At 66.3% G+C, this 24,492-nt stretch carries 24 protein-coding genes; 8 read left to right on the top strand and 16 right to left on the bottom strand.

The window, feature by feature from the left end:
• Window positions 1–370 precede the first annotated feature (370 nt).
• Window positions 371–1,021, top strand: coding sequence for a DUF402 domain-containing protein (locus OG203_RS40235; protein WP_405162428.1), 651 nt, complete (start codon window positions 371–373; stop codon window positions 1,019–1,021).
• Between the two features lie 47 nt (window positions 1,022–1,068).
• Window positions 1,069–1,593 (top strand): DUF402 domain-containing protein, encoded by a 525-nt coding sequence (locus OG203_RS40230; protein ID WP_405162427.1) that lies wholly within the window; start codon window positions 1,069–1,071, stop codon window positions 1,591–1,593.
• Between the two features lie 17 nt (window positions 1,594–1,610).
• Here the strand turns inward: OG203_RS40230 and coaE are convergent, their stop codons facing one another.
• Window positions 1,611–2,816, bottom strand: coding sequence for a dephospho-CoA kinase (gene coaE / locus OG203_RS40225; RefSeq protein ID WP_405162426.1), 1,206 nt, complete (start codon window positions 2,814–2,816; stop codon window positions 1,611–1,613).
• Between the two features lie 287 nt (window positions 2,817–3,103).
• On the opposite strand from coaE, the gene OG203_RS40220 reads away from it, so the two are divergent.
• Window positions 3,104–3,316 carry a hypothetical protein gene (locus OG203_RS40220; RefSeq protein WP_405168209.1) on the top strand — a complete coding sequence of 71 codons (213 nt, stop codon included), beginning with the start codon at window positions 3,104–3,106 and terminating at the stop codon, window positions 3,314–3,316.
• A 47-nt stretch (window positions 3,317–3,363) separates the two neighbouring features.
• Here OG203_RS40220 and OG203_RS40215 read toward each other — a convergent pair whose 3' ends face one another.
• Window positions 3,364–4,932 carry a phospholipase C gene (locus OG203_RS40215; RefSeq protein ID WP_405162425.1) on the bottom strand — a complete coding sequence of 523 codons (1,569 nt, stop codon included), beginning with the start codon at window positions 4,930–4,932 and terminating at the stop codon, window positions 3,364–3,366.
• 239 nt (window positions 4,933–5,171) lie between these two features.
• Window positions 5,172–6,122 (bottom strand): AEC family transporter, encoded by a 951-nt coding sequence (locus OG203_RS40210; RefSeq protein WP_405162424.1) that lies wholly within the window; start codon window positions 6,120–6,122, stop codon window positions 5,172–5,174.
• Window positions 6,123–6,394: 272 nt separating this feature from the next.
• Here OG203_RS40210 and OG203_RS40205 point away from each other — a divergent pair, with 272 nt between their 5' ends.
• A complete protein-coding gene (locus tag OG203_RS40205; protein ID WP_405162423.1) occupies window positions 6,395–6,964 on the top strand; it encodes a hypothetical protein in 570 nt (189 codons plus the stop codon).
• Window positions 6,965–7,051: 87 nt separating this feature from the next.
• Window positions 7,052–9,277 carry an MMPL family transporter gene (locus tag OG203_RS40200; protein ID WP_405162422.1) on the top strand — a complete coding sequence of 742 codons (2,226 nt, stop codon included), beginning with the start codon at window positions 7,052–7,054 and terminating at the stop codon, window positions 9,275–9,277.
• Here the strand turns inward: OG203_RS40200 and OG203_RS40195 are convergent.
• Entirely contained in the window at window positions 9,264–9,896 is a 633-nt protein-coding gene (locus OG203_RS40195) for a TetR/AcrR family transcriptional regulator (protein ID WP_405162421.1), read from the bottom strand. The genes OG203_RS40200 and OG203_RS40195 overlap by 14 nt on opposite strands.
• 103 nt (window positions 9,897–9,999) lie before the next feature.
• Window positions 10,000–11,484, bottom strand: a complete 1,485-nt coding sequence (rpsA, locus tag OG203_RS40190; RefSeq protein WP_405162420.1) for a 30S ribosomal protein S1 — start codon at window positions 11,482–11,484, stop codon at window positions 10,000–10,002.
• A 244-nt stretch (window positions 11,485–11,728) separates the two neighbouring features.
• Between rpsA and OG203_RS40185 the strand changes: the two genes are divergently transcribed.
• A complete protein-coding gene (locus OG203_RS40185) occupies window positions 11,729–12,577 on the top strand; it encodes a class I SAM-dependent methyltransferase (RefSeq protein ID WP_405162419.1) in 849 nt (282 codons plus the stop codon).
• A 100-nt stretch (window positions 12,578–12,677) separates the two neighbouring features.
• Here the strand turns inward: OG203_RS40185 and OG203_RS40180 are convergent, their stop codons facing one another.
• The 4 genes from OG203_RS40180 to OG203_RS40165 all read right to left on the bottom strand — a co-directional run bounded on the left by OG203_RS40180 (window position 12,678) and on the right by OG203_RS40165 (window position 16,040).
• Window positions 12,678–13,277: a hypothetical protein gene (locus tag OG203_RS40180; protein ID WP_405162418.1), complete on the bottom strand. Its 600-nt coding sequence runs from the start codon at window positions 13,275–13,277 to the stop codon at window positions 12,678–12,680.
• Window positions 13,278–13,494: 217 nt separating this feature from the next.
• Entirely contained in the window at window positions 13,495–13,647 is a 153-nt protein-coding gene (locus OG203_RS40175; RefSeq protein ID WP_405162417.1) for a toxin-antitoxin system HicB family antitoxin, read from the bottom strand.
• A 3-nt stretch (window positions 13,648–13,650) separates the two neighbouring features.
• Window positions 13,651–14,535 (bottom strand): SPFH domain-containing protein, encoded by an 885-nt coding sequence (locus OG203_RS40170; protein WP_405162416.1) that lies wholly within the window; start codon window positions 14,533–14,535, stop codon window positions 13,651–13,653.
• Window positions 14,536–14,678: 143 nt separating this feature from the next.
• On the bottom strand, window positions 14,679–16,040 hold the full coding sequence (locus OG203_RS40165) for an FAD-binding oxidoreductase (RefSeq protein WP_405162415.1): 1,362 nt from the start codon (window positions 16,038–16,040) through the stop codon (window positions 14,679–14,681).
• Window positions 16,041–16,111: 71 nt separating this feature from the next.
• On the opposite strand from OG203_RS40165, the gene OG203_RS40160 reads away from it, so the two are divergent.
• Window positions 16,112–17,053, top strand: a complete 942-nt coding sequence (locus tag OG203_RS40160) for a LysR family transcriptional regulator (RefSeq protein WP_405162414.1) — start codon at window positions 16,112–16,114, stop codon at window positions 17,051–17,053.
• A gap of 231 nt (window positions 17,054–17,284) precedes the next feature.
• Here the strand turns inward: OG203_RS40160 and OG203_RS40155 are convergent, their stop codons facing one another.
• From OG203_RS40155 to OG203_RS40140, 4 genes are all read right to left on the bottom strand, one after another.
• Window positions 17,285–18,037: an amino acid ABC transporter ATP-binding protein gene (locus tag OG203_RS40155; protein WP_405168154.1), complete on the bottom strand. Its 753-nt coding sequence runs from the start codon at window positions 18,035–18,037 to the stop codon at window positions 17,285–17,287.
• 29 nt (window positions 18,038–18,066) lie between these two features.
• Entirely contained in the window at window positions 18,067–19,026 is a 960-nt protein-coding gene (locus OG203_RS40150) for an amino acid ABC transporter permease (RefSeq protein WP_405162413.1), read from the bottom strand.
• A 3-nt stretch (window positions 19,027–19,029) separates the two neighbouring features.
• A complete protein-coding gene (locus OG203_RS40145; RefSeq protein WP_405168153.1) occupies window positions 19,030–19,893 on the bottom strand; it encodes an ABC transporter substrate-binding protein in 864 nt (287 codons plus the stop codon).
• A 182-nt stretch (window positions 19,894–20,075) separates the two neighbouring features.
• The gene (locus OG203_RS40140) at window positions 20,076–21,158 is read right to left on the bottom strand and encodes an isocitrate/isopropylmalate dehydrogenase family protein (protein ID WP_405162412.1); all 1,083 of its coding nucleotides are present in this window, start codon (window positions 21,156–21,158) and stop codon (window positions 20,076–20,078) included.
• A 284-nt stretch (window positions 21,159–21,442) separates the two neighbouring features.
• On the opposite strand from OG203_RS40140, the gene trxA reads away from it, so the two are divergent.
• Entirely contained in the window at window positions 21,443–21,817 is a 375-nt protein-coding gene (gene trxA / locus OG203_RS40135) for a thioredoxin (RefSeq protein WP_357391371.1), read from the top strand.
• Between the two features lie 61 nt (window positions 21,818–21,878).
• On the opposite strand, the gene OG203_RS40130 is transcribed toward trxA, so the two are convergent.
• The 3 genes from OG203_RS40130 to OG203_RS40120 form a co-directional block, all read right to left on the bottom strand.
• A complete protein-coding gene (locus OG203_RS40130; protein ID WP_405162411.1) occupies window positions 21,879–22,313 on the bottom strand; it encodes a 2-keto-3-deoxygluconate kinase in 435 nt (144 codons plus the stop codon).
• Between the two features lie 489 nt (window positions 22,314–22,802).
• On the bottom strand, window positions 22,803–23,297 hold the full coding sequence (locus OG203_RS40125) for a beta-class carbonic anhydrase (RefSeq protein ID WP_405162410.1): 495 nt from the start codon (window positions 23,295–23,297) through the stop codon (window positions 22,803–22,805).
• 337 nt (window positions 23,298–23,634) lie between these two features.
• Window positions 23,635–24,351: a PP2C family protein-serine/threonine phosphatase gene (locus OG203_RS40120; RefSeq protein WP_405162409.1), complete on the bottom strand. Its 717-nt coding sequence runs from the start codon at window positions 24,349–24,351 to the stop codon at window positions 23,635–23,637.
• Window positions 24,352–24,492 lie beyond the last annotated feature (141 nt).

Here is a 24,492-nt window from a genome sequence, read left to right as displayed (position 1 = left end):
GCTCACCAGCCTAAGCCCAGCCACCGACAAGTTTGGATGGTCGCCGGGGCGGTGGCCATCGCCGACCCGGGCGAGCGGGTTTCGGCCCGCATAGTACGCCCAATCCCCGATGATTAAACCTCGGTCGGCCCTCCCCCATTCCCGAGGCCGATAAACCTACTGCGGCAAGTTTTACCGGACCAATACCATGCTTTACCGGGACAATACCGTTTCACTCTCAGGCGCCGTTATGTGTCCGAAATGTCCCTTGCCGCAACACATTTCGTGGCCAAAAACATATCGCGTCAATCCGCCCGATCACCATTTCCCGGGTGTACTCTGGCTTGGTTGTTCGGACAACAAAGTTCGGATGTGGCGAAGGACTAGAGCCATGAGAGGTCTGATTCCATTGCTCAATACCGTGCCGACCACCGGCTTCGCAGGAAGTATCGCTCGACACATCCGTGCCGCGGTACCTGGCCTCAATCACAACGTCAACGCCGCCGCCCCGCCGAACACCGCGTTACCGCCCGGCCATCCGCCGCACCGGCCGCACGTCGAGTTCTTCAACCTCGCCGAACACACCAGCACCGACAGCAAGGGCTTCGTCCGCCAGGTCGAGCGCTACCACCACGAACCGTGGGGCGTATATATGGCGCGCATCGTCCCGGTGCCGCACCACCACTACCTGGAGTCCTGGCTGCTGCCCGCGCTCTCGCTGCGCGTGACGGTCACCCGACGGAATCCGGCGCACCACGTCGACCATGACTTCCATCTCGATATCGGCGAGTTCACCCAGGTCGCGCCGAAGCGTTGGAAGGCCGTCGACCACTACCTCGACATCGAGGTACATCGCGGCCGCCACGTCGAACTGCTCGGCGTCGACGACCTACTCGCCGCCCACGCGGCCGGATTGGTGGACACAGCGCAGGCGCACCGTGCCTTCGAGTGCGCGACCGCCGCGCTGGACGGACTCGCCGCCAACGACCACTGCGTCGAGGACTGGCTCGCCACCCAGGGCATCACGCTCACCTGGATGTAACCGCCACGCCACTCGACTACGCCCGCGCGGCGGTAGATTCTGAATGCATGACGCAGGCACCTTCCGTTGACGTACATCGGCCCAAGGTCGAGTACTTCGACCTCGCGGACCTGACGAACACGGATCCGAAGGGATTCGTGCGGCCGGTCGAGCAGTACCACGTGGAGCCGTGGGGCCTGTACATGGCGCGTACCTCCGACCATGAACAGTTCCACTACATCGAATCGTGGCTACTGCCCGACCTGGCGCTGCGTGCCACCGTCTTCCACTACCATCCCGAGCACAAACGGGACCAGGACTTCTACCTCGACCTCGGTCAGTTCAGTCAGGTAGCGCCCGAACGGTGGAAGTCGGTGGACCACTACCTCGACATCATCGTGCGCTCCGGCCGCGACACCGAGCTGCTCGACGTCGACGAGCTGCTCGCCGCGCACGCGGCCGGACTGCTCACCGCCGCCGAGGCCCAGGCCGCCATCGAGACCGCGACCAGCGCCATCGACGGCATCGCCGCCAACGGCTACCGACTGGACCGCTGGCTAGAGCCGCAAGGCGTCACGCTCACCTGGAAGTAGCGGAAGCTGTTGCGCTGCTAGCTATCCCGCCAGGCGAGCATGCGGGGATAGACAGCGGTGAACCACGGTTCCTTGACATCGAGGTACGCGATCGTCGCCGCCGCGCCGGTCAGCCCGGCCGCCTTCGCCTCCGCCGCGCGCTTCACCTCGACGTACTCGGCGCGGGCGTCGGCGTCCGCGCGCAGCCAGTCACGGAACAGCAGCGCGAACTCCTGCCCCGGCGAACCGTCCACGCGCACATGCACATTGGCGAGGCGGCCGGGGTCGGCGTTGTTATGGAAACGCTTGGTCCACAGCGACACATCGATGCCTGCCGGATCCTGCGGCGTCGGCCTCGGGTTGTCCTGGGTGATCTCCGGCCGAACCGGAAAACCCGCCGCCCCCAACGCATCTCGCAGTCCGTCCGCGGCAGCCAGATCGGCGACGGTGATCTGCAGATCGATCACATCCTTGGCGGGCAGGTCCGGCACCGAGGTCGACCCGATGTGGTCGATCCGCGACGCGCCCGCACCGCACGCCACCCACAGCCTGGCGATGAGCCGCTGCGCCTGCGCGGCCCAATCCGGGTTCGCGGGCTCTACCCGTATCTCCGTCGTGCGCCGCGCGGGCGTCCTAGTGCGTAGGTTGTGCTCGAACGGCACCAGCCGCTCCCGCCACAGCTGCCGCACCGTGCCCTCGATCGCCGCCGGCGCCCCGCTGTTGTCGAGCAACACATCGGCGACCGCGCGCCGCTGCTCATCGGTGGCCTGCGCGGCAATACGCGCCCGCGCATCGGATTCGGCGACGCCGCGGAATTCGACAAGTCGGCGCAGCCGAGTTTCCGCATCGACATCGACGACAATTACCAAATTCATCAATGGCGCGAGACCATTTTCGACCAGCAATGGAATATCTTGCACGACAATGGCGTCGCTCGGCGCCGCCGAAATGAGTTCGGTCGTTCGCTTGCCGACAAGCGGGTGCGTAATCGAATTCAAGGTCGCGCGCGATTCGTCGTCCGCGAATGCCTTGGCCGCCAACGCCGGCCGATCCAGGCTCCCGTCGGCGGCGAGGATCTCGGCGCCGAACGCGTCGACGAGTGCGGCGAGGCCCTCGGTACCTGGCGCGACGACCTCCCTGGCGATCAGGTCGGAATCGACGATCACCGCACCGAGGTCGGCGAGAATCCGCGCCACCGTCGACTTGCCCGCTCCCATGCCTCCGGTGAGGCCGATCCGCAACATTCGACCAGTCTCGCATCCCGCGCCGACGGCGAGTTCGCCACCCGACGACACAATCGGCTCGATTACCCATCAGGGCCGCGCTTTCCACCTGCCGCCGCCGTAATTGCCCGATCCGTGACGAGGCCGAGACCGATTCGCAACAATTCCGGCGGGACCGGGTAGTCCGGCGACAACTTTCCGACACGCCGAGGCAATTACTTGCGCAAAATACTCTGCGCGGCACTTTCGTTCGGCTAATCTTCGCCCTGGCGATCGGAGCGCCAGCACCAGCAAGCAAAGGAACACCATTGGGCACCAGAATCAACCAGACGGCTCGCCACCGCCTGGGTATGGCGGGCGGCGTGCACTGCATCCACATCCCCGCCGTCGCGGCCGCGTTGGCCGAACACCGTCGCACCTGGTTCACCGCGTTGCTCAGCCCCGCCAGGCACAGCTTCGCGGCCATGCGAAAACGCTCCGTCGTCCCGTCCGTCCGGTGGGTGCCCGCCACCGCAAGCTGACCCATCCGTCGAGAAGTGGCCCAGCCCCCGCCAGGGCTGGGCCACTCTCATGCCCGAATCAACCCGCTCGGCTTGCGCCGGGTCCCGGGTTGCTGTGTCGGCATCGAATTCGGCGGCACCGGATAGGGAATCCCGGTCGTCGCCGTACCCAACGCGATATTCGGGCCGCATTGGGCGACCGCGGCATCCATTTTCGGTTTCGGATCGGGCAGCACCGGTTTCGCGATATTCGGTGCAGAGCCGAAATCGAACGTGGAGGTCATATCGCCGGTGACGCCGCGTCGCCACGCGGTCACATTCGGCACCTCCACTCCGAACCTGGTTTCCAGCAGTCGCAGCTGTGAGGTGTGGTCGAAGGTCTCCGAGGCGACGAGCCCGCCCCTGGTGTACGGCGAAATCACCAGCGCGGGAACGCGATAGCCCAAACCTATCGGACCGGCGATACCCTTCGCGGCGGACACGCGGTCCAGCGGCACGGTGAGGAACTCGCCCGGTGTGCCCGGCGGCGGGGTCGGCGGGGTGACGTGGTCGAAGAAGCCGCCGTTCTCGTCGTAGCTGATGATCAGCGCGGTCTTCTCCCACACCTTCGGGTTCGAGGTGAGGATATCGAGCAGCTGTACGATGCCGAACGCGCCGAAAGCCGCTGGCAGCGCGGGATGTTCGCAGTTCAGCAGCGATGGGATCACCCAGGAGACGGCGGGCAGGGTGTCATTGGCGACATCGGCTTGAAAGTCGTTGGGGTACACCGGCGCCATGCCGCGACGCGCCAATTCCGAATTGGGGTCGGCGGATTGGGTGAAGCAGCCGAGCATGCCGTCGAGGATCACCGAGGACAGCGGGCCGACATCGCGGTTGTTGTAGACCTTCCAGCTGACCCCGGCGTCGGACAGGTTCTCCGGGTAGGTGCGCCAGCTGTAGACGTGCTGCGGGATCAGCTTGGGCGTTTCCACCAGCGGGCCGCCCGCGAGGCCGTCCGGGTCGATGGTTCCGCTGATCCAGTACAGCCGGTTCGGGTCCGTAGGGCCGAGCACCGAGCAGTGGTAGTTGTCGCACAGCGTGAAGGCGTCGGCGAGCGCGGTGTGGATCGGAATGTCTTCGGGCAGGTAGTAACCCATCGCCGCGGGCGCGTTGGCCGCGCCGACGCTGGCCACCGACATCGGCATCCACTGGTCGTTGCGGCCGCCGTTCCACGCCCGGTGCATGCCCTCCCAGGAATGGTCTGGGTCGTTGATGCATTCGCCGTCGAGCGAGGCGCCGCGGGTGGTGTCGAGGCGGAACGGATTCACGAAGCCGTCGGGGCCGGGGCCGGCACCCGGCGTCCAGCCGTACTGCTGCCACGTCGTCGACGGTTCGTTGAACCCGCGGACGCCGGACAGGGTGCCGAAGTAATGGTCGAACGAGCGGTTCTCCTGCATCAGCAGCACGAAGTGCTCGATATCGCCGAGTCCACCCATACCAGCGGGGTCGGCGGCGTAGGCCCGCTCGATGATCGGGTTGGCCCACGAGGCCAACGCGCCCACCGCACCGGCCGCAGCCGCCTTCGCTAGGAATTGTCTGCGATTGAGCCCACTGAACGGCCCCGCTGCGCACATGTCTTCGGCCGACCTTTCCGCCATGGCTGTAAAGCAGAGTTTCGCGATCCGCGCCGACCATACCCGACGTGCTGCGACACCGCAGACAAAGATCGTTTAGCCGCGTCAGGAAGTGACCGGAACCACGGTGCGAGACGGCGATTCCTGCATGTTTGCCCAGCAGCTGGCTGAAATGTCGTACCGTTCTGAGTGTTTCACCCGTTTTGCCCGCTTTCGTCCTTGCCGAAAGCACGGATTCCCGCGTGGGCGTGGCGATGTCGGCGTCACCGCGCGACCAGCAACCACGCAGGCAACAGCAGCAGCGCTACCAGCGAGGTCTTGGCGACGACCGACGCGGCGAGGTCGACGTCGGTGTCGTAGCGCTGGGCGAAGATGAACAGGTTCTGCGGCGCGGGCATGGCGGCGATCAGCACCAGGTAGGTCAGCCAGACACCGTGAATACCGAAGAGGTACTTGCAGATCAGCAGTGCCAGTAGCGGGAAGGCCAGGCATTTGAACGCGATCAGCGCGTATTCGTCGCGCGCGGCACCGCGCAACCGCAGACCCGTTCCGCCGAGGTGCAGGCCGAGCGCGAACAGGGCCACCGGCGCGGCCGCGTTACCGGCGAACGACAACGCGTCGAGCAGCCAGCGCGGCACCGGCACCTTGGCTACGTTCGCGGCGATCCCGAGGTAGCAGGCAACGACGATCGGCGTCGCCAACGCCGCGAGCACGCCGCGCAGCACGGCAACCCGCACGGGCTTATCCGGATCATCTTGTCCGGCACCGAATTCCATCACGGCGATGACGACAACGGTGAGCACACAGACCTGCAGCAGAATGATCGGGAAGATCGGTGAGACATCGCCGAACAGCAGCACGAACACCGGAATCGCGAAGTAGGTCGTATTGACCTGCACGCCGGCCATGATCCGCAGCGCGACGCCCCTGGCATCGGCCCCGGTCACCCGCCGCGACCAGACCCCGACGGCCACCATGCCGAGCAGCGCGGTAACAAGGTACGCGGCGATGGCCCGCAGATCGAACAGCCGCCCCAGGTCACTCGAGTAGAGCGAGCCGACCAGATAGCACGGGATCGCGAACAGGAAAGCGAACTCGGAGAACGCCTTCGACACCTCGGCCCCGATGATCTTGCGCCGCGCGAAAACCACCCCGGCACCGAACACCAGCGCCACCGGGGCCAGTTTCCCCGCGGTAGTGACCAGATCACTCACCGGCTACCACCCGCGTGAATGGACCAGGGCGAACATCTCGGTATGAAAGAACTCTGCGGAGTCTCTGTATTGCGGCACCAGCTGACCGTAGACCGCGAGCGCGATCGGGCCGTGTGTGCTGCCGCACACGCGCGGCGCGAGCGGTGCCGCGGGCGGTGGCTCGGAAAAGTCCCCGACGAAACCTGTCGTACCCCCCTGCCACAATAGAAACCAGGTCGGACGTCGATCGAGTTGTTGCCCAACGTAACTGGCAACTCGACCGAGGAGGCGCAATGCCTGACGTTCCAGCATCGATGCCCGACCCGCGTGACCCGATGTTCCTCGACGTCGACCAGCTGGTTGAGCTGGCGGCTGAGATCGAACGGCATCGGCATCTGCTGCGCTCCGCCGCCGAGGGATATCGGTGGCGGATCGCGCGGCGGGTGGAATACCTGGACCCGCCGGATCGGGACATGCGGATCGCGCATGCGGAGCGCTTGATCGAAACGTTGATGATCGACCCGATTCGGCACAACGCTCTGGATCTCGACGCCTACCGGGCGGTGCGCGACGGTGCGCCGATCGAGTTCGACGCCGAACGCAGGACCTATGTGTTGCGCAGGCCAGGACGAGAGCCGCTGCCGATTCGGCCTGGCATGCCGGAACATCGCCTCGGCGTGATCGCCCGGCTCGCCGGACTCGGCCTGCGGTTGGAGCAAATCCAGGTGGTCGCCCTCACCTCGGCGCAGGGCGCCGCTCGGGCGGTGCCACCGAAGACCACGCCGCAGGTGAAGCGTGGGACGACCAAGCCCTCGCGGCGCATCTATCAGGCCGACCGGGAGAAACAGGAGCTGGATATCTGACAGTCCCTTGCTAACTTTCCCTCGATGTTCGTATGCTTGCCGACAGCACCTGATAGTGACTGTCAGATAGCAACCCTGGGAGGGGCGATGGCACAATCCACCATCCTCGATCGGCCGGAACCGCCCCACCCGCAACCGCGGTGGGGTGCGGCCGGGCGGTGGGGCGTCGCGGTGGCCAGGCATCGCAAGATCGTGCTCGGGGTGTGGCTGCTGCTCGTGGTGGTGTGCGGCGCGGCCTACCCCGCGCTGCACGGACGGCTCGGGTCACCCGACTACTCCGTGCCGGGCTCCGACTCGGCGGCCGTCGATCGCCTTGTCGCGCAACACTTCTCCCAGTTCGGCACCGAACAGGACGTGATCGTCTTCCATTCGGCGCAGAGCACCGTCGACACACCGGAGTATCGCGCGACGATCGATCGGGCCGTCGGTATCGCCCGGCGGACGAACGGCGTGGCCGGGGCGGTCGGACCGTTCGAGGGCAATGCCACGGCCCAGATATCCGCCGACCGGTACACCGCCTTCGGCATCGTCGGCGTCAACGGCGATATCTCCGAACGCGTCCGGGTCGTGCGGGAATTGCGGACCGCCCTCGCCGCCGCGCCGAGCGACGGCACCCAGGTCGCCCTCACCGGCTATGCGCCGATCCAGGCCGACCTGATGGACAACGAGACGGCCGATCTGCAACGCGCCGAGGCCTTCGGCCTGCCGGTGGCGACGGTGCTGCTGGTGCTGGCGTTGGGCGCGCTGACCGCCGCGCTGCTGCCCATCACGGTCACCGCGGCGGGGATCGCGATCGCCGTCGGCGCGTTGTTCGGCCTGACGACCTTCCTCGCGTTCGACTCACTGGTGCTTTCGGTGGCGACCATGATCGCCACGGGTACCGCGATCGACTACGCGATGTTCATCGTGAGCCGCTTCAACGAGGAACTGACCCGCCGCGGCGTGCGAAACCGCCGGGACCACAACGCCATTCAGCAGGCGGTCGGCGCGGCGATGGACACCACCGGCCGGACCGTGCTCGCGTCCGGACTCATCGTGATGATCTCGCTGTGCTCACTGGCCGTGGTGGGGCTGCCGATGTTGAACGGTATCGCCGTCGGGGTGGTCACCGCGGTGCTCTCGACGATGGCCGGAGCATTCACCCTGCTGCCCGCGCTGCTCGCGACGCTGGGCCCGGCGATCAATCGCGGCGCCCTGCCCGCGCGCATGCGCCCTGCGGAGGTGCGCTCGGCGCAGGCGTCCAGCGCCTGGGCCCGCTGGGCGCACGCCGTGATGGCGCGGCCCGTGCTGTTCGGCACGGTCGGCGTCGCGCTCCTGGTGCTGGCCGCGGCCCCGCTCACCGGCCTGCGCTATGGCGTCGATGTCGGGACCGAGTCGCTCGCGAACCATCCGTCCGGGCGGGCCATCGCCCTGGTCGAACAGAACTTCCCGCCTGGCCTGCTCGCCCCGATCGAGGTGGTCGCGACCGGCGCGGACGATTCGCCGTTGACCGGCGACGCACGCGACGACACCGATCGGTTCATCAACGGCCTCTCGCACGATCCCCGGATCGCGACCGTGCTACCGCAGTACGCGCAAGGCCGGGTCTTCGCGGCCGTGATCCCCAAGGCAGCGTTCGGGTCCACCGCGGCCACCGACCTGGTTTCCGATATCCGTTCCCGCGCATCGACTCTCGGCGACGCCGAGGTTCGCGTCGGTGGTACGACGGCGTTGTTCGTCGATGTGTCCCAACGGATTACCGGTCGATTCCCCTGGGTGATCGCCCTCGTGCTGGCCGTCTCGTTCGGCTTCCTCGTCGCCACGTTCCGCAGCATCGTGCTCGCGGCCAAGGCGATCCTGTTGAATCTGCTGGCCACCGGTGCGGCACTTGGCATTACGGTCGCGGTCTTCCAGCACGGCATCGGCGAATCCGCGCTCGGATTCCATAGCACCGGGTTCCTGCAGATCTATCTGCCGATGCTGGTGTTCGCGGTACTGTTCGGCCTGTCAATGGATTACGAGGTATTCCTCATCCGCCGGATGAAGGAACACTGGGACGCCCATCACGACAACGCGGCGGCCGTCGCCGATGGTCTGCAACGCACGGCAAGGCCGATCACCGCCGCCGCCGCGATCATGGTCGCCGTCTTCGCCGCGTTCGTCACCGCGGATGTGTTGGAGCTCGAGCAGATCGGCTTCGCGCTCGCTGTCGCCATCGCGATCGACGCGGTGCTGGTGCGGCTGGTGTTGGTGCCCGCGTTCATGCGGCTGTTCGGCCGCTGGAACTGGTGGCTACCGAGGTTGCGGACGGATAAGGCGACTATCGGAACATGATCTCGATCTGCTCGATGATCGATCCGATGGCCTCGGTGTAGACGTCCTTCAATCGTCCGGCGAAACCCGTTCCTGCCCAATGGTCGAGGGCGGCCACGCAACCCCAGACCGCGGTGGCCGCGGCCATCCGCACCCGTAAATCGTTGGGGTCGAAGCCGGTTCGTTCGGCGAACAAGGTCCGGAACTGATCCTCCAGGTCGCGCATCTGCTTGGACTGGCCGACCTTGATCTCGGGGATCGCCGCCGTGTATTGCAGCCGCTGACGGATCCGGCGCTCGGATTCCTCGGTCAGCAGCGATTCGGTCAGCAGCGGCAGCAGCATCCGGGCGACGGCGATCAGGTCCGCGGGTTCGACGGTGGTGTCCCCGCCCGCGGTGCGCACCGCTTCGAGGACCTTCGGGTCCGCCTCGTCGTACAGGACGAGCATTTCCTTGGTACCGAAGTATCGGTAGACCGAGCTCGGCGAAACTCCCGCCTCGGTCGCGACCCGTTCGATCGTCACGTTCCGGTATCCGTGCGCGTCGAAGAGATCCAGCGCGACCCGCTGAATCCGGCTCATCGCCTCGATCTTCCTGCGCTCCCAGGAAGTGGACGGAAGCTCAACTGCGGCATCGGACATCACTGTTCAGAATACCGGGAGCCCACTCCGGAAATAGCCAACCCGGCCCCGAAACGGGCGAAGGCCCCGGTCCAGTGGACCGGGGCCTTCGTCACAGGTGCTATCAGGCGTTGCCGGAGAGCTTCTCCCGCAGAGCCGCCAGCTGCGCGTCGCTGGCCAGCGAACCGCCGGCCGACTCGGACGAGCTGGAGGAGGAGGAAGACGACGACGATGCCTGCGAACCGCTCTCGGAAGAGTAGTTCGACGAGCCGCCACCGTTCGCGGCCTCGGCCGCGGCGTCGGCCGCCATCTTCTCCATCTGAGCGGTGTGCATCTTGTGGCGACGCTCCGCCTCGGCGTAACGGCCTTCCCACTCTTCGCGCTGCTTGTCGAAGCCCTCGAGCCACTCGTTGGTGTCGGGATCGAAGCCCTCGGGGAAGATGTAGTTGCCCTGGTCGTCGTAGCTGTCGGCCATGCCGTACTTCGACGGGTCGAACTCGGCGTGGTAGTCCTCGTTCGCCTGCTTCAGCGACAGCGAGATCCGGCGACGCTCGAGGTCGATGTCGATGACCTTGACCATCGCGTCGTCGCCGACGGCGACAACCTGGTCCGGGACCTCCACGTGGCGCTCGGCCAGCTCGGAGATGTGCACCAGGCCCTCGATGCCCTCTTCGACGCGCACGAACGCACCGAACGGAACCAGCTTGGTGACCTTTCCTGGCACGATCTGGCCGATCGCGTGGGTCCGGGCGAACTGACGCCACGGGTCTTCCTGAGTTGCCTTGAGCGACAGCGAAACCCGCTCGCGGTCCAGGTCGACGTCGAGGACCTCGACGGTGACCTCGGTGCCGACCTCGACGACCTCGGAGGGGTGGTCGATGTGCTTCCAGGACAGCTCGGAGACGTGCACCAGGCCGTCGACGCCGCCAAGGTCCACGAAGGCACCGAAGTTGACGATCGAGGAGACCACACCCTTGCGGACCTGGCCCTTCTGCAGCTGGTGCAGGAACTCGCTGCGGACCTCGGACTGGGTCTGCTCGAGCCATGCGCGGCGGGAAAGAACCACGTTGTTGCGGTTCTTGTCCAGCTCGATGATCTTGGCCTCGATCTCCTTGCCGACGTACGGCTGGAGGTCGCGGACACGACGCATCTCGACGAGCGAGGCAGGCAGGAAGCCACGGAGGCCGATGTCGAGGATCAGGCCGCCCTTGACGACCTCGATGACGGTGCCCTTGACGGCCTCGTCCTTCTCCTTGAGCTCCTCGATCGTGCCCCACGCGCGCTCGTACTGAGCCCGCTTCTTCGACAGGATCAGGCGGCCTTCCTTGTCCTCCTTGGTGAGAACAAGAGCCTCGACCTCATCACCCACGGAAACGACCTCATTCGGGTCGACATCGTGCTTGATGGAGAGTTCGCGGGAAGGGATGACGCCTTCGGTTTTGTAACCGATGTCGAGCAGAACCTCGTCGCGGTCGACCTTGACGATGGTTCCTTCGACGATGTCGCCGTCATTGAAGTACTTGATCGTGGCGTCGATGGCGGCGAGGAAATCCTCGGCGGAGCCGATGTCATTGACGGCTACCTGCGGCGAGGTGACGGTGGTGGGCATATGTCGGTTTGCTCCGGACGGATTGTGGTCGGTTGCGGACATTGGAACTTTCGGTACGCTGGCGAATTCACCGCGCTGGGTGTGAAGACGGACACTAGGAACGTACCGCACGTAACGCACATGAAACTCAGCGGGTGATTGACTCCGGTACGGCTGTACAGAAGGCACTCGCGCGTTCAGCGTACGCGACCTTGGTCCGGCCGGGCAAACCGGTCCGGCCGCCACGCCGGGATACCCTGACGGCGTGTCGGAAGATCGCCATGCAGAGGCAAACTCACTGCTCGGAACCGCCGGGACCGCGCGCACCCGGATCGGCTCGGCAGCCAGTCAGCGGGCCAGTCGCCGCTGGTGGGACGCGGACGCCGGTCAGTATCACGAGACGCACGCGGATTTCCTCGGCGTGGATTCCCCAGACGGCGAATTCGTGTGGTGCCCGGAGGGGCTGCACGAGGGCGATATGCGATTCCTCGGCGACGTCGCGGGCAAGCGGATCCTGGAGATCGGCTGCGGCTCGGCGCCGTGCGCACGCTGGCTGGCCGGGCAGGGTGCGCATCCGGTCGGACTTGATCTGTCGATGGGCATGCTGGAGCGGGGCCGGGCCGCGATGGAACGCGGCGGGCCGCAGGTGCCGCTGATCCAGGCGGGCGCCGAGATCCTCCCCTTCGCCGACGCGTCCTTCGACCTGGCCTGTTCGGCGTTCGGCGCGATCCCGTTCGTCGCCGATTCCGCCGAGGTGATGTGCGAGGTCGCCCGCGTGCTCAAGCCCGGTGGGCGCTGGGTGTTCTCGGTGAACCACCCGATGCGCTGGATCTTCCCCGACGATCCCGGCCCGGCCGGCCTCACCGCGGCCATCCCCTACTTCGACCGCACCCCGTATGTCGAGGTCGACAGCGATGGCGAGCCGACCTACGTCGAACACCACCGCACCATCGGCGACCGCGTCCGCGAAATCGTCTCCGCCGGGCTACTGCTGGTGGACATCGTCGAACCGGACTGGCCCGAATGGCTCGACCGCGAATGGGGTCAGTGGAGCCCGTTGCGCGGCGAAATCTTCCCCGGCACAGCCATTTTCATCACCGAGAAGCCCGCCTAGCTGGGCAGACGCACGCCTCTCGATTTCCGGCACCGAGATTCGCATGCGATTCGCCGTGCGGGAAATCAGCAGGCGTGCGGCGGTCTGCAACGGGCGTGAGTCAGGCCCGCAGTGGGCCGGTGAACGGGGGTAGGGCGGCGAAGCCGGGGGCCAGGCGGGCGGTGGGGACGGTGCGGGCGACCCAGTTGCGGGCTCGGGTGAGCGGGTGGTCGGGGAATTGGGGGTCCCAGCGGATGTCGTCGGCGGCGTTGTAGGGCAGGCGGCCGCCGAGACCGGGAGCGTAAGGGTGTGGGGGGAACATGTTTTCGTGGCCGATTTGGGTCATCAGGACGGCCTCGCGAATACCGGTGGTGCCGGTTTCCGGGCAGAGGATCTGGAATGCCGCGCTGCACCGGTCTTTCGGCACAACGATCGAGGCGACGAACGCCAGCCCGCTCGGCTGATTCGGCAGTGGAAACTTCTCCATGCGCAGCAGGGCGGGAACTCGGTCGACCCAGATGATGAAAGCTTCGATCAGACAACCTGTTTCGGCCCGACCCTCGGCGAGCGCGCGGCGAAGCAGGTCCACCTCTTCGAGAGGTGCGGGCAGGTCGGGAACCAGGTCGAAGTAGGACTGCGTGACGACATCCCCAGTACCCGGATCCCCCCACGAGTTGCTGTCGAGCTGTTGAAGCCCGCCGGTATCGAACGAGATTGGCACCCACCCACGCTAACCGCCCTCCCCTGCCCCCAACCGAGGCACCTCTCGCTGAATCCGCACTCTGACTCGGGATCCGCACTCGGAATTGGGGCCCTGAAGCCGGTGCGGCTCCCGAGTCAGGGTGCGGATTTCGCTGTCGTGGGCCGTGGGGCTGCGCACAAGATGATGGGGAACTGGTGTCGATGGCGACATCAGTTCCCCCGTGATCTTGGCAGGGTTACTTGGGTTTGCGGCCTGCGTGTTCGAGGGCCAGGCGTAGGGCGTATTCGATTTGGGCGTTGATGCTGCGTAGGTCGTCGGCGGCCCATTTGGCGATGGCCTCGTGGATGGCCGGGTCGAGGCGTAGGAGGAGCTTTTTGCGCTCAGCCATGGCTCAGTTGTAGAGGGAGCCGGTGTTGACGACGGGCTGGATTGCTCGGTCACCGCAGAGGACCACCAGGAGGTTGGAGACCATGGTGGCGCGGCGTTCCTCGTCCAGTTCCACCACGCCCTGCTCGGTGAGCCGGTCCAGGGCGAGGCTGACCATTCCGACGGCGCCCTCGACGATCTGGGTGCGGGCGGCGACCACCTGGGAGGCCTGCTGACGGACCAGCATGGCCTGGGCGATCTCCGGGGCGTAGGCGAGGTGGGTGATGCGGGCCTCGAGCACCTCGATGCCGGCGAGCAGGGTGCGGTCGCGCAGCTCGACGGTCAGTTCCTCGGCCACCTCGGCGCCGTCACGCAGGCTGGTGCGGGTGGCGTCGTGCGAGTCGTAGGGGTGTGTGGTGGCCAGGTGCCGGACCGCGGCCTCGGACTGGGTCTGCACGTACTCCTCGTAGTCGTCGACGGCGAAGGCGGCCTTGAAGCTGTCGATCACGCGGTAGACCACGACGGCGGCGATCTCGACGGGGTTGCCGTCGGCGTCGTTGACCTTCAGCTTCTGCGTCTCGAAGTTACGCACGCGCAACGAGATTCGCTTGCGGTCGGTCAGCGGCAGCACGGAGAAGAAGCCGGGCTCACTCACCGATCCGATGTAGCGGCCGAAGAACTGAACGACCTGGGCCTCGTTCGGGTTGACCACGATGAGGCCGGTCGCCGCGAGCAGCAGCACGAACACGAGCAAGCTCGCGACGATCGCCCCGACCAGCGCGGGCACATTGTGGTGCTGGGCCATCGCGATGTAGCCGAGCGCGGCGGCGCCGCCGAACAAGAGCGTGAGCACCAGCCACGACAGCAGCACCAAGAAGCCGTTGACGTGTAATGCGGGCCGAAGCTTCATGACATCCTCCAGGTATCAAAGTGATATCACGAAGATAGCAGACGATGGCCGGGGATGGCACTACCGAAAAGCCCCGGGAATCTCTGGGCCAGAGGTTCCCGGGGCAGCGGATCAGTTCGCGGCGGGATCAGTTCGCGGCGGGATCAGTTCGTGGCGGGGCGGATGTTGCGGTTGAAGCGGAACATGTTGTGCGGGTCGTACTTTGCCTTCAGGTTCGCGAGGTTGGCGTAGGTGTCGGCGGTGTATCCGGCCCGGGTTTGCGCCTCGTCGGCGTCGGCGCCCGCACCGTAGAGGAAGTTGAGGCTGTGGCCGATGGTCCACGGGGCGAGTGCGGTGCGGATCTTGTCCTTGGCCGCGGTGTCGTCGTCCGGATCGGTGATGACGCGCACGATGTAGGCGGCGTCGCGATGATCGACGACGGTGCCGGTCTTGCTCGGGCCGCTCAGCGCGCCGCCGAGGTGGCGGATGTCGACGACGGCGTCGGTGCCGGAATCCGGGCCCGCGGCGGATCGCAAGGCGGACAACGTTTCTCCGGTGAGGTCGCTGAGCAGCGCGTTGGTCGCGGCGTAGGCGTGCGGGTGGTCGGGGTCGCTGTGGATGGTGTGCGATTCGGTGTAGGGCATCGTGCGCAGGTCATCCTTCAGGCGGTCGCCGACCGCGCGCAGCGGGGCGACCAGCCGCTCGCCTTCCTCGGCGGACCCGTTGAAGGCGATGCGGAACGACGCCACGTACCGACCGCGCAGCGGCGCGGGCAGCTGCGGGATGTCGGGGTAGGTCAGCGTGACGACGGTGGAGGTCAGTTCGTCGGGAACCGTTGCGGTCCACTGCTTCCAGGCTTCGAGGGCCTGCTCGACCAGCGGGGTGTCGAACACGAGCTGACCGCCGTACACCTCGGTGACGGGCAGCAGGTCCAGTTCGATCGCGGTGACCACGCCGAAGTTGCCGCCGCTGCCGAGGACCGCGCCGAACAGCTCGTCGGCGGGGAGCAGCCTGCGCACCCTGCCGTCGGCGGTGACCAGTTCGATGGCGCGCACCTGGTCGGCCGCGTAGCCGAATTCCCTTGCCAGCAGCCCGATTCCGCCGCCGAGGAGGTAGCCGACGACGCCGACCGACGGCGAGGAACCGTTCAACGGCGCCAGCCCGTGCGCCGCGGCGGCCTCGACCAGGGCACCGGCGCGCACTCCCGCGCCGACGCGTGCGGTGCGGGCCGCCGGATCGATATCGAGGGTGGTCATCCGGCGGGTGCTGATCAGCACGCCCCCGTCGGCCGCGACCGACAGGCCGTGTCCGGTCGCCTGCACCGCGACGGGAAGACCTTGGCGCGCGGCGTATTCCACCGCGGCGCGGACATCCTCGGCGTGCACCGCGCCGACGACGAGCGCGGGCCGGTGCGTGTAGGCGGTCTGGAAGCCGGAGATCTCCTCGTCGTATCCGGCGTCACCCGGACGGAAGACCGGGCCGGTGAAGGTGTCGAGGTCGATGGTGTGTGCTGCGGTGTTTTCCATGCGTTCGACGATGCTCGCCCCCGAACCAGAAGTACAACAGATAGCTCTTCTAGTAGCTAGAATCAACAGTTATGGAACTGCGCCAGCTCCGCTACTTCGTCACCGTGGTGGAGGAAGCCAACTTCACCCGCGCCGCCGCCCGCCTGCACCTGGCGCAACCCGGGTTGAGTGCGCAGATCCGTCAGCTGGAACGCGAGCTCGGCCAGCAATTGCTCGACCGCGGCGGCCGCACAGTGACCCCGACCGAGATCGGCACGGCGGTGCTTCGACACGCCCGCGCCGCGCTCGCCGCGACCGAACGGATCACCGAGACGGTGGACGAATTCGCCGGTCTCCTGCGCGGCAACGTCCGTATCGGCCTGATCTCCGGCGCCGCCACCGAGGAGCTCGACGTCGCCGCCGTGCTTGCGGACTTCCATGACGATCACCCGCAGGTCGGCATCAGCCTCACCGAGGACACCTCGGAGGGCATGCTCGCCGCGCTGAGCCGCGGCGACCTCGACGTCGCACTGATCGGATTGACCGGCGCGCCAATGGATTCCGGCGTCGGCCTGGACGTGGTGCTGGAAACCGCGATCGTCGCCGCGGTGGCCGCCGACGACCGGACCCACGGTGACGACATCCCACTCACCGGCCTGCGCGATCATCCGCTGATCTGTCTGCCACCCGGCACCGGCATCCGCGGCGTCTTCGAACGCTCCTGCGCGGCAGCGGGATTCGAGCCGAACATCGCCTTCGAAGCCGCCGCTCCCCCGCTGCTGCTTCGACTGGCCGCCCGCGGTTTGGGTATCGCGGTCGTCCCGGGGTTAACCTCCAAGGAGGCAACAGCTTTCGGCGTCCGCACCGTCCGGATCATCGAGCCCGAACTGCGCGGTCGACTGGCCCTGGTCTGGAGAACCGACCGGCCCACAAACCCCGCCGCCAAAGTACTGCTGGGCCAACTACGTATCGCGCTGGGCGGCAAGGCCGCGCAACGAAGCGCGACGCACCAATCGCCGCACACCGCCACCTAGTTCGCCCGCGTGGTCGGCCCCACGGTTCTCGCAATTCGCACACTCGCGATTCGCACACGTGCGGACGACCGGACGCGTATCCCGAGAAGGTGCGGAACTCGCACAGCGCCAACCGCTCCCAGCACGCCTGAGACGCACAGAGCGCCCACACGCTTCACAGGGGGTTAAGGGGATGCCCTGCGAACCGTATGAGCGCTCTGTGGGATACGTGAGACGCCCGGAAGGGGCGGCCTAGAGCAGCCGGGACAGGAACGCTTGAGTGCGTTCGTGTTTCGGGTTGGCCAGCAGTTCGCGCGGAGCGCCTGATTCGACGATGACGCCGCCGTCCATAAAGACCAGCTTGTCGGCTACCTCACGGGCGAAACCCATTTCGTGGGTAACCACGACCATGGTCATGCCGGACTGGGCCAGCTCGCGCATGACGGCGAGCACCTCACCGACCAGTTCGGGGTCGAGGGCGGAGGTCGGCTCGTCGAACAGCATCAGCTTCGGGTCCATGGCCAGTGCGCGGGCGATGGCAACGCGCTGCTGCTGGCCACCGGACAGCTGCGCGGGGTAGGCATTCGCCTTCTCCGCCAAGCCGACTCGGTCGAGCAGCTCCTGCGCCTTGGCCACCGCTTCGGCCTTGGCGACCTTCTTGACCTGGGTCGGCGCCTCGATCACGTTCTCCAGCGCCGTGCGGTGCGGGAACAGATTGAAATGCTGGAACACCATGCCGATCTCGCGCCGCTGCCGCGCCGCTTCGCGCGGATGCAGTTCGTAGAGCTTGCCGTTCTTCTCCTCGTAGCCGACGAGCTCGCCGTCCACGTAGAGCCGACCCGCGTTCACCTGCTCGAGGTGGTTGATGCAGCGCAGGAAGGTGGACTTGCCCGAGCCCGACGGCCCGATCACGCACAGCACTTCGCCGTGGCCGATCTCCAGCGAGACGCCCTTGAGCACCTGCAGCGCACCGAAGTTCTTGCAGACCTGCTCGGCGACGATCATCGGCCGCGCGTCCTTCGCGACGTTCACACTCATTTCGCCTTCACAATCTGCTGGGCGTCGGCGAGATCCTGTAGCTGCTTACCGGTCAACTGCCGGGACAGGCCACGCGAGTAGTAGCGCTCCAGGTAGAACTGCCCGACCATCAGCACGCTGGTGACCGCGAGGTACCAGGTCGCGGCGACAAGCAGCAGCGGGACCGGCTGGAAGTTGACGCTGTAGATGTCGCGGGCTTTGCCGAAGAGGTCGGTGGTCATCGGTAGCGCGGTGACCAGCGAGGTGGTTTTCAACATGCCGATGAGCTCGTTGCCGGTCGGCGGGATGATCACCCGCATGGCCTGGGGTAGCACGGTCCTGCGCATGGTCATGCTCCAGGTCATGCCGAGCGCGGTCGACGCCTCACGCTGCCCTTCACCGACGGAATTGATTCCGGCACGGACGATTTCGGCCATGTAGGCGGCCTCGTTCAGGCCGAGGCCGATCACCGCGAACAGGAACGGCATCTGCAGGTTCTGCACGTCCAGCTTCAGCAGCTGCGGTCCGAACGGGACGCCGAGCACGATCACCTTGTACAGCGACGGGAACAGTCCCCAGAACACCAACTGCACGAAAATCGGTGTGCCACGGAAGATCCAGAGATACACCCAGGATGCCGAGCGCAACACCGGGTTCGGCGACAGTCGCATCACGGCGAGGATGGCGCCGAGCGAGACCGCGAGCGCCATGGACAGCACGGTCAGCTCGAGGGTGACCACCGCGCCGGCGACAATCCGGCTGTCGAACAGGTACTTCCCGAAGGTCGACCACTTATAGGCGTCGTTCGTCGCGGCACCGTAGACGAACAGCCCGAGGAGAACCAGGATGACCGCGGCGGCGATCCACCGGCCGGGCCTGCGCAACGGAACCGCTTTGATCGGTTCCGGCTCCTTGGATAAGTCTGCCGCGCCGGGCCCGGGGTCACCGGGCACCGACGTGTTTTCGTTCGACGTCATCGATCAGCTCACGGCACCGTTGACGACCGACTTGGTGATCGCGCCTTCCTCGACGCCCCAGTTCTTCGCGATCTCCAGGTACTTGCCGTTGTCGATCAGGTTCTGCACGGCCTTCTGCAGCACGCCGGCCAGCGGCGAGCCCTTCGGGACGGCCCAACCGTACGGCGCGGAATCGAAAGGCGAACCGGCCTTTTCGAGCTTGCCGTCGCTCTGCTTGATCGCGTACGCGGTCACCGGCGAGTCGGCCGAGACGGCGTCGACCTGGCCGAGCACGAGGGCGTTGGTCGCGGCGCTCTGCTCATCGAAGGGCTTGATGTCGATGGCGGGCTTGCCGTCGGCGACGCACTTGGCGCTCTTGGCCGGCACCTCGTCGGTGTGCTCAACGGTGGTGGCCTGCACGGCGACCCGCTTGCCGCAGGCGTTGTTCGGGTCGACCGGCTTGCCCTTCTGCTGCGCCCACTGGATACCGGCGCTGAAGTAGGTGGTGAAGTCGACCTGCTGCTCGCGTTCCTTGGAGTCGGTGATCGAGGACATGCCGACGTCGTAGGTACCGGCCTGCAGCGTCGGAATGATCTTCTCGAACGCGGACTCGAGGTACTCGGCCTTGACGCCGAGGGTCGCGGCGACGGCGTCCATCAGGTCGACATCGAAGCCGACGATCTTGCCGCTCGCGTCCTTGTACTCGTTGGGCTGGTAGGGGATGTTCACGGCGACAACCAGCTTGCCGGACTGCTTGATCTTGTCGGGGAGCTGCGCGGCGATCGAATCGACCTTCTCGATTCCCCCTACCTTCTGCACCGCGGGCCCGGAGTCTTCGGAATTACTACAGCCCGTCAGCACAAGTGCGCCACCAGCGAGCACGCACATCGCTTGCAGGGCGCGCCTGCCAAGAACCGATCGAACAGACACAGCAGCCCTCCACATTTCGGATTCAAGAAACCCGGGTGTCACCACCCGTTGGCAATCTAAGCGACCGAGACGCTTCGTGCTGGACAGTAACGGAAGTTTCATCCGTTCCTTGCTGAACACTCCGAGCTACCACACTCTGACTACCGGCGGTGGACCCTAGCACAAACTTGTTCGGTGAACTCGCTGGTCGACGCCAGTCCGCCCAGGTCCGCCGTGGCGATGCCCGCTTCGAAGGTCGCCGCGACACCCCGTTCGACGCGCTCGGCGGCGTGCCGGAGGTCGCTACGGCCGTCGCGAGTTCCCAACCAACGCAACAGCATTGCCGACGACAGTTGCAACGCGACCGGGTTCGCGCGGTTGTGCCCCGCGATGGTGGGGGCCGCGCCGTGCACGGCCTGCGCCATGGCCCGGGTGGCCGAACAGTTGAGCGAGGCGGCCAGACCGAGCGAGCCGCTCAGCTCGCCGGCGAGATCGGAGAGGATGTCGCCGAAGAGGTTTTCGGTGACGAGCACGTCATAATCGGCGGCGGAACGGACCAGATGCGCGGCCGTCGCGTCGACGTGTTCGTCGGTGACCTCGACGCCGGGATAGGCGTGGGCAATTTCATAGCAGACGTCGCGGAACAGGCCCATCGTCATCGGCAGCACGTTGGCCTTGTGCACGATAGTCAGTCGCTTGCGGCGCGTCGTGGCGAGCCGGAACGCCTCGTGCGCGATCCGTTCGCAGGCCTGCCTGGTCACCACGCCGACCATCATGGCGACGTCCTCGGTCGGCCGGAACTCCCCCGACCCGGCGAACATATTGCGGTCGGCGTAGAAGCCCTCGCTGTTCTCCCGGACGATCACCAGGTCGATCTGCGGCGCCGTGGCCCGCACACCGGCGAACGCGCGGGCCGGGCGGATGTTGGCGTACAGCCCGAAGCGTTTGCGAATGACACCGCCCGGCGCGCCCGGGGTGCGGTGTTCGGCCGGGTAGGAGGCGTTATCGTGCGGGCCGAGGATCCAGGCGTCGACGCTGTCCAGCGCGGTCAGGGTCTGTTCCGGCAGTGGATCGCCGTGTTCCTCGATGGCTCGATGGCCCATGAGCAGCGGCACCCATTCGATCGGCGCGGCGCCCGCGGCCGACACCGCCTCGTCGACGACCTGCCGCGCGGCACGCACCACTTCCGGTCCGATGCCGTCGCCCTCGATCAGCCCGAGCCGCAGAGGTAATTCGCCGCTCACGACAGTTCCCCACTGACGCTCGCCGCTGTTCGAATAGGTCGCTCGCCACACTCGGTCACGGCATCATCCTCGCGCCGCACTCCGTCTGTCCGCGAACCGACCCACCGTCTGTTCGGCAACCGCTATTTTCCGGAGATCATGCGGTGGGGGTGTCAGGGCGTGTCTGCCGGGGAAGAACCGTACTGAGGACAAACAGCACAGCTCAGCTCCATGGGCCATTTGTCCGTGGAAGATATAGGCAACTGTCGGCGTTGTAGCTGGCACACCGAATACGAGAGGACGTCATGGCCACCCAGACGCTGACCCAGCAGAACTTTGATGAGGTAGTCACCGGAAACGACGTGGTACTCGTCGATTTCTGGGCTGAGTGGTGCGGCCCGTGCAAGAGCTTCGCGCCCACCTTCGAGGCCTCTTCGGAGAAGCACGCCGATGTCGTGCACGCCAAGGTCGACACCGAGTCCGAGCAGGGGCTCGCGGCCGCCGCCAACATCCGCTCCATCCCGACCATCATGGCGTTCCGTGAGGGTGTGCTGGTGTTCGCGCAGCCAGGCGCGCTGCCGCCCGCCGCGCTGGAGGACCTGGTCACCCAGGTGAAGGAGCTGGATATGGACGAGGTGCGCAAGCAGCTCGCCGAGCAGCAGGCCGGCGCCGAGCAGTAACCACGCCGAAACGCCAAGGGCCGTCCCGCTCATCGGAGCGGGACGGCCCTTGTTTTGTCTGTCAGCTGCCGAGCAGGTTGACGCCCGCAATCATCGCGCGAACGGTCGATTCGGAGCTGTCGTCGGCCAGTGCGGCGCCCCAGCCGCGCCTGCCGTTGCATTCGCACTGCACGAAGGTCGCGGTGCCTTCGGCGGTGCGACGCTGGTGGAACTGCAGGATTTCGACGTGATAGCCCTCCTCGTAGAGGGCCGAGGTCATTGCCGCCACCAGGCTGCCGGAGGCGACGACCGTGCGCAGATGGTCGGCGAACTCCAGCGTCACCGCGAAGTCCGCGCTGCGGCTACCCGCTGGCGACCAGTCACCGAGCCGGATCGGCCCGGTGTTCTCGCAGTAGCGGTCGTGGAATTGGGTGGGAGTGAGATCGGCGCTTTCGTGACGCAGGCCCTTGGGCGCGGCGGCATGGAACGCGTGGGTATCGAGAGTGAGGATTGTCATTGAAAGTAGGTCTTCCCGAGGAATGTCGTGGCTCAGTTGACAGAGGGGACCAGCACTAACAAGTCGTTCAGCCCGCAGCGAGGGGGCCGGTCCGAATCAGACCCCGCTACGGCGGGTTACTACGAGGAGAAGTCGCCGCTGCGCCACCATCGCGGTAAGCGGAATTAGCCCAGCGCTGTCGCGGTCTGCGACATTGAGCGCTGCGCTGAGGCGGGCGGCGGGAATCGACACGCGCTTGAGGATAGGGACATCTCAGCGCAATAGCAACCATATTCGATGCCCGATTTGTCTACTGGCCGGTAGCGTTCGCGCAGCTCAGGCCGGTTCGGCGGGCTGGGCGGCCGATCGTGGCCGTGCCGCGCGGCACATGTTCAGGTCCGCGTCACGCACTCGACATTTTGGCTGGGCGTGTCGGGCGAGCGTGTCAACTCCCCCTGACATGACGAGATCCGGGCCCGTGGACCCGGATCCCGTGACGAGTGCGGCGCGTCAGTCGCTGAGGACCTCGTTCAGCTTGCCGGTGGCCACGTCGAAGATGAAGCCGCGGATGGAGTCCTTGTGCGGCACGAACGGGCTGGCGACGATGCGGGCAATGGATTGGCGCACATCGGTTTCCAGGTCGGTGAACGCCTCCGCCGCCCACTCCGGCTTGATGCCGACCTCCTGTTGAATCGACGACTTGAAGTCGTCGTCGGTGAAAGTGAGCATGCCGCAATCGGTGTGGTGGATGAGGATGATCTCGCGGGTACCGAGCAGGCGCTGACTGATCGCGAGCGACCGGATCTCGTCCGCGGTGATCACGCCACCCGCATTGCGAATGACGTGCGACTCCCCCTCGTTGATGCCGAGCGCGCCATAGACATTCAGCCTCGCGTCCATGCACGCGACCACCGCGACGTGCTTGGCGGGCGGCAACGGCAGCGGGCCGGTGAAGGTGCTCGCGTAAGCCGCGTTGTTCTGCAGGTACTCATCAGTCACGGTCATGGGTCGTCCCCTGCGATCGGTATGCGTGGATACGTATGCGCTTATATGTGGCGTGGCTCACCATAGGCGCGCCCAACCGCGCGGGGACCTGTCCCACTCACCGTGATTCGTTTACTGGCGTGCCGAGAGCGACACAGGCTCACCTCACATTGCCGGTGTCGCAACACCTCTCGCACAAGCTGTCGCTGCGCAGCGGACCGCCCGCCACCGGTACCCGAATCGCGACCAGGGGGAACTCGGCGCCTGGATACGTTGCTGGACAAGCGATCACGGGGAACTGGTGGCGTTGGTCTCTCGGGCGATGCCGCCATCAGTTCCCCATGATCGACTGACCAGATCAGTCGACGTGGATGACGATGGCGGTGGCGTTGTCGTTTCCGCCTGCAGTGTCGCAGGCGGTCAGCAAGGCGGTGATGGCTGATTGTGGCTGGGGGCCGCGGCCGAGGAAGGTGCGTAGGTTGTCGTAGTCGACCTGTTCGGAGACGCCGTCGGAGCACAACAGGTATCGGTCGCCCGGTCGCATTGTCACGCTGAGTACATCCGGTTCCGGTGCGCCGCGCAGGCCGATGTATCGGGTCAGGTGGTATCGCGCCGACGCGGCCTGCGCCGAGTCGAAGGGATACCAACCGTGCACGGCCCCGAGCCACGCCATCGTGTGGTCGGTCGTCAACAGTTCGAGCAGCCCACCCCGCAACCGGTACACCCGCGAGTCACCGATCTGCACGATCCAATAGCCCTGCGGTGTCGCGACCATGGCGGTCAACGTGCACCCGGCCAGAGTCCGCAATTCGTCGCCGATTCGCCCTACCCGGGCCTGCGCCGCGGCCACCGCATCCCGCAACGCGTCCGGTCCAGGTTCCGGCGCGCGCGTGACGTGGTCGACGAAGACATCGACAGCGGTCCGTCCCGCGGCCGCACTGCCCGGCCCATCTCCCATACCGTCCGCAATCACCGCAAGCAGTGGTTGTTCGCGCAGGTAAGTGACATCGAAGTTCGCCGAATAACGTCTGCCTATATCGCTGCCCACAGCGACATGGATCACGGGACTGCGCACGCACGAATTCTGGCACAGCAAGCCCACCTCAGGCTCTTGTCGAAACAACTGCTTGCATGCGGCATTTTGTCACCCGTGACACCGCCGCTACGCGCTATTTCGAGCGGTTCCCCACGGCGGCGGGCAAAGGATTGGACGATG

It is taken from the genome of Nocardia sp. NBC_01499, from assembly GCF_045040275.1.
GTDB lineage: Bacteria > Actinomycetota > Actinomycetes > Mycobacteriales > Mycobacteriaceae > Nocardia.
Note: the sequence above shows the minus strand (reverse complement) of the source record. Positions and strands in the feature narration are given on the sequence as shown.

Coding starts and splice junctions, on each gene's coding strand:
- OG203_RS40200 (WP_405162422.1), top strand. CDS start 7,052: ATGGCACAATCCACCATCCTCGATCGGCCGGAACCGCCCCACCCGCAA.
- OG203_RS40160 (WP_405162414.1), top strand. CDS start 16,112: ATGGAACTGCGCCAGCTCCGCTACTTCGTCACCGTGGTGGAGGAAGCC.
- OG203_RS40175 (WP_405162417.1), bottom strand. CDS start 13,647: ATGGCTGAGCGCAAAAAGCTCCTCCTACGCCTCGACCCGGCCATCCAC.
- trxA (WP_357391371.1), top strand. CDS start 21,443: ATGGCCACCCAGACGCTGACCCAGCAGAACTTTGATGAGGTAGTCACC.
- OG203_RS40205 (WP_405162423.1), top strand. CDS start 6,395: ATGCCTGACGTTCCAGCATCGATGCCCGACCCGCGTGACCCGATGTTC.
- rpsA (WP_405162420.1), bottom strand. CDS start 11,484: ATGCCCACCACCGTCACCTCGCCGCAGGTAGCCGTCAATGACATCGGC.
- OG203_RS40215 (WP_405162425.1), bottom strand. CDS start 4,932: ATGGCGGAAAGGTCGGCCGAAGACATGTGCGCAGCGGGGCCGTTCAGT.
- OG203_RS40130 (WP_405162411.1), bottom strand. CDS start 22,313: ATGACAATCCTCACTCTCGATACCCACGCGTTCCATGCCGCCGCGCCC.
- OG203_RS40145 (WP_405168153.1), bottom strand. CDS start 19,893: ATGTGCGTGCTCGCTGGTGGCGCACTTGTGCTGACGGGCTGTAGTAAT.
- coaE (WP_405162426.1), bottom strand. CDS start 2,816: ATGTTGCGGATCGGCCTCACCGGAGGCATGGGAGCGGGCAAGTCGACG.
- OG203_RS40230 (WP_405162427.1), top strand. CDS start 1,069: ATGACGCAGGCACCTTCCGTTGACGTACATCGGCCCAAGGTCGAGTAC.
- OG203_RS40150 (WP_405162413.1), bottom strand. CDS start 19,026: ATGACGTCGAACGAAAACACGTCGGTGCCCGGTGACCCCGGGCCCGGC.
- OG203_RS40170 (WP_405162416.1), bottom strand. CDS start 14,535: ATGAAGCTTCGGCCCGCATTACACGTCAACGGCTTCTTGGTGCTGCTG.
- OG203_RS40125 (WP_405162410.1), bottom strand. CDS start 23,297: ATGACCGTGACTGATGAGTACCTGCAGAACAACGCGGCTTACGCGAGC.
- OG203_RS40195 (WP_405162421.1), bottom strand. CDS start 9,896: ATGTCCGATGCCGCAGTTGAGCTTCCGTCCACTTCCTGGGAGCGCAGG.
- OG203_RS40235 (WP_405162428.1), top strand. CDS start 371: ATGAGAGGTCTGATTCCATTGCTCAATACCGTGCCGACCACCGGCTTC.
- OG203_RS40155 (WP_405168154.1), bottom strand. CDS start 18,037: ATGATCGTCGCCGAGCAGGTCTGCAAGAACTTCGGTGCGCTGCAGGTG.
- OG203_RS40165 (WP_405162415.1), bottom strand. CDS start 16,040: ATGGAAAACACCGCAGCACACACCATCGACCTCGACACCTTCACCGGC.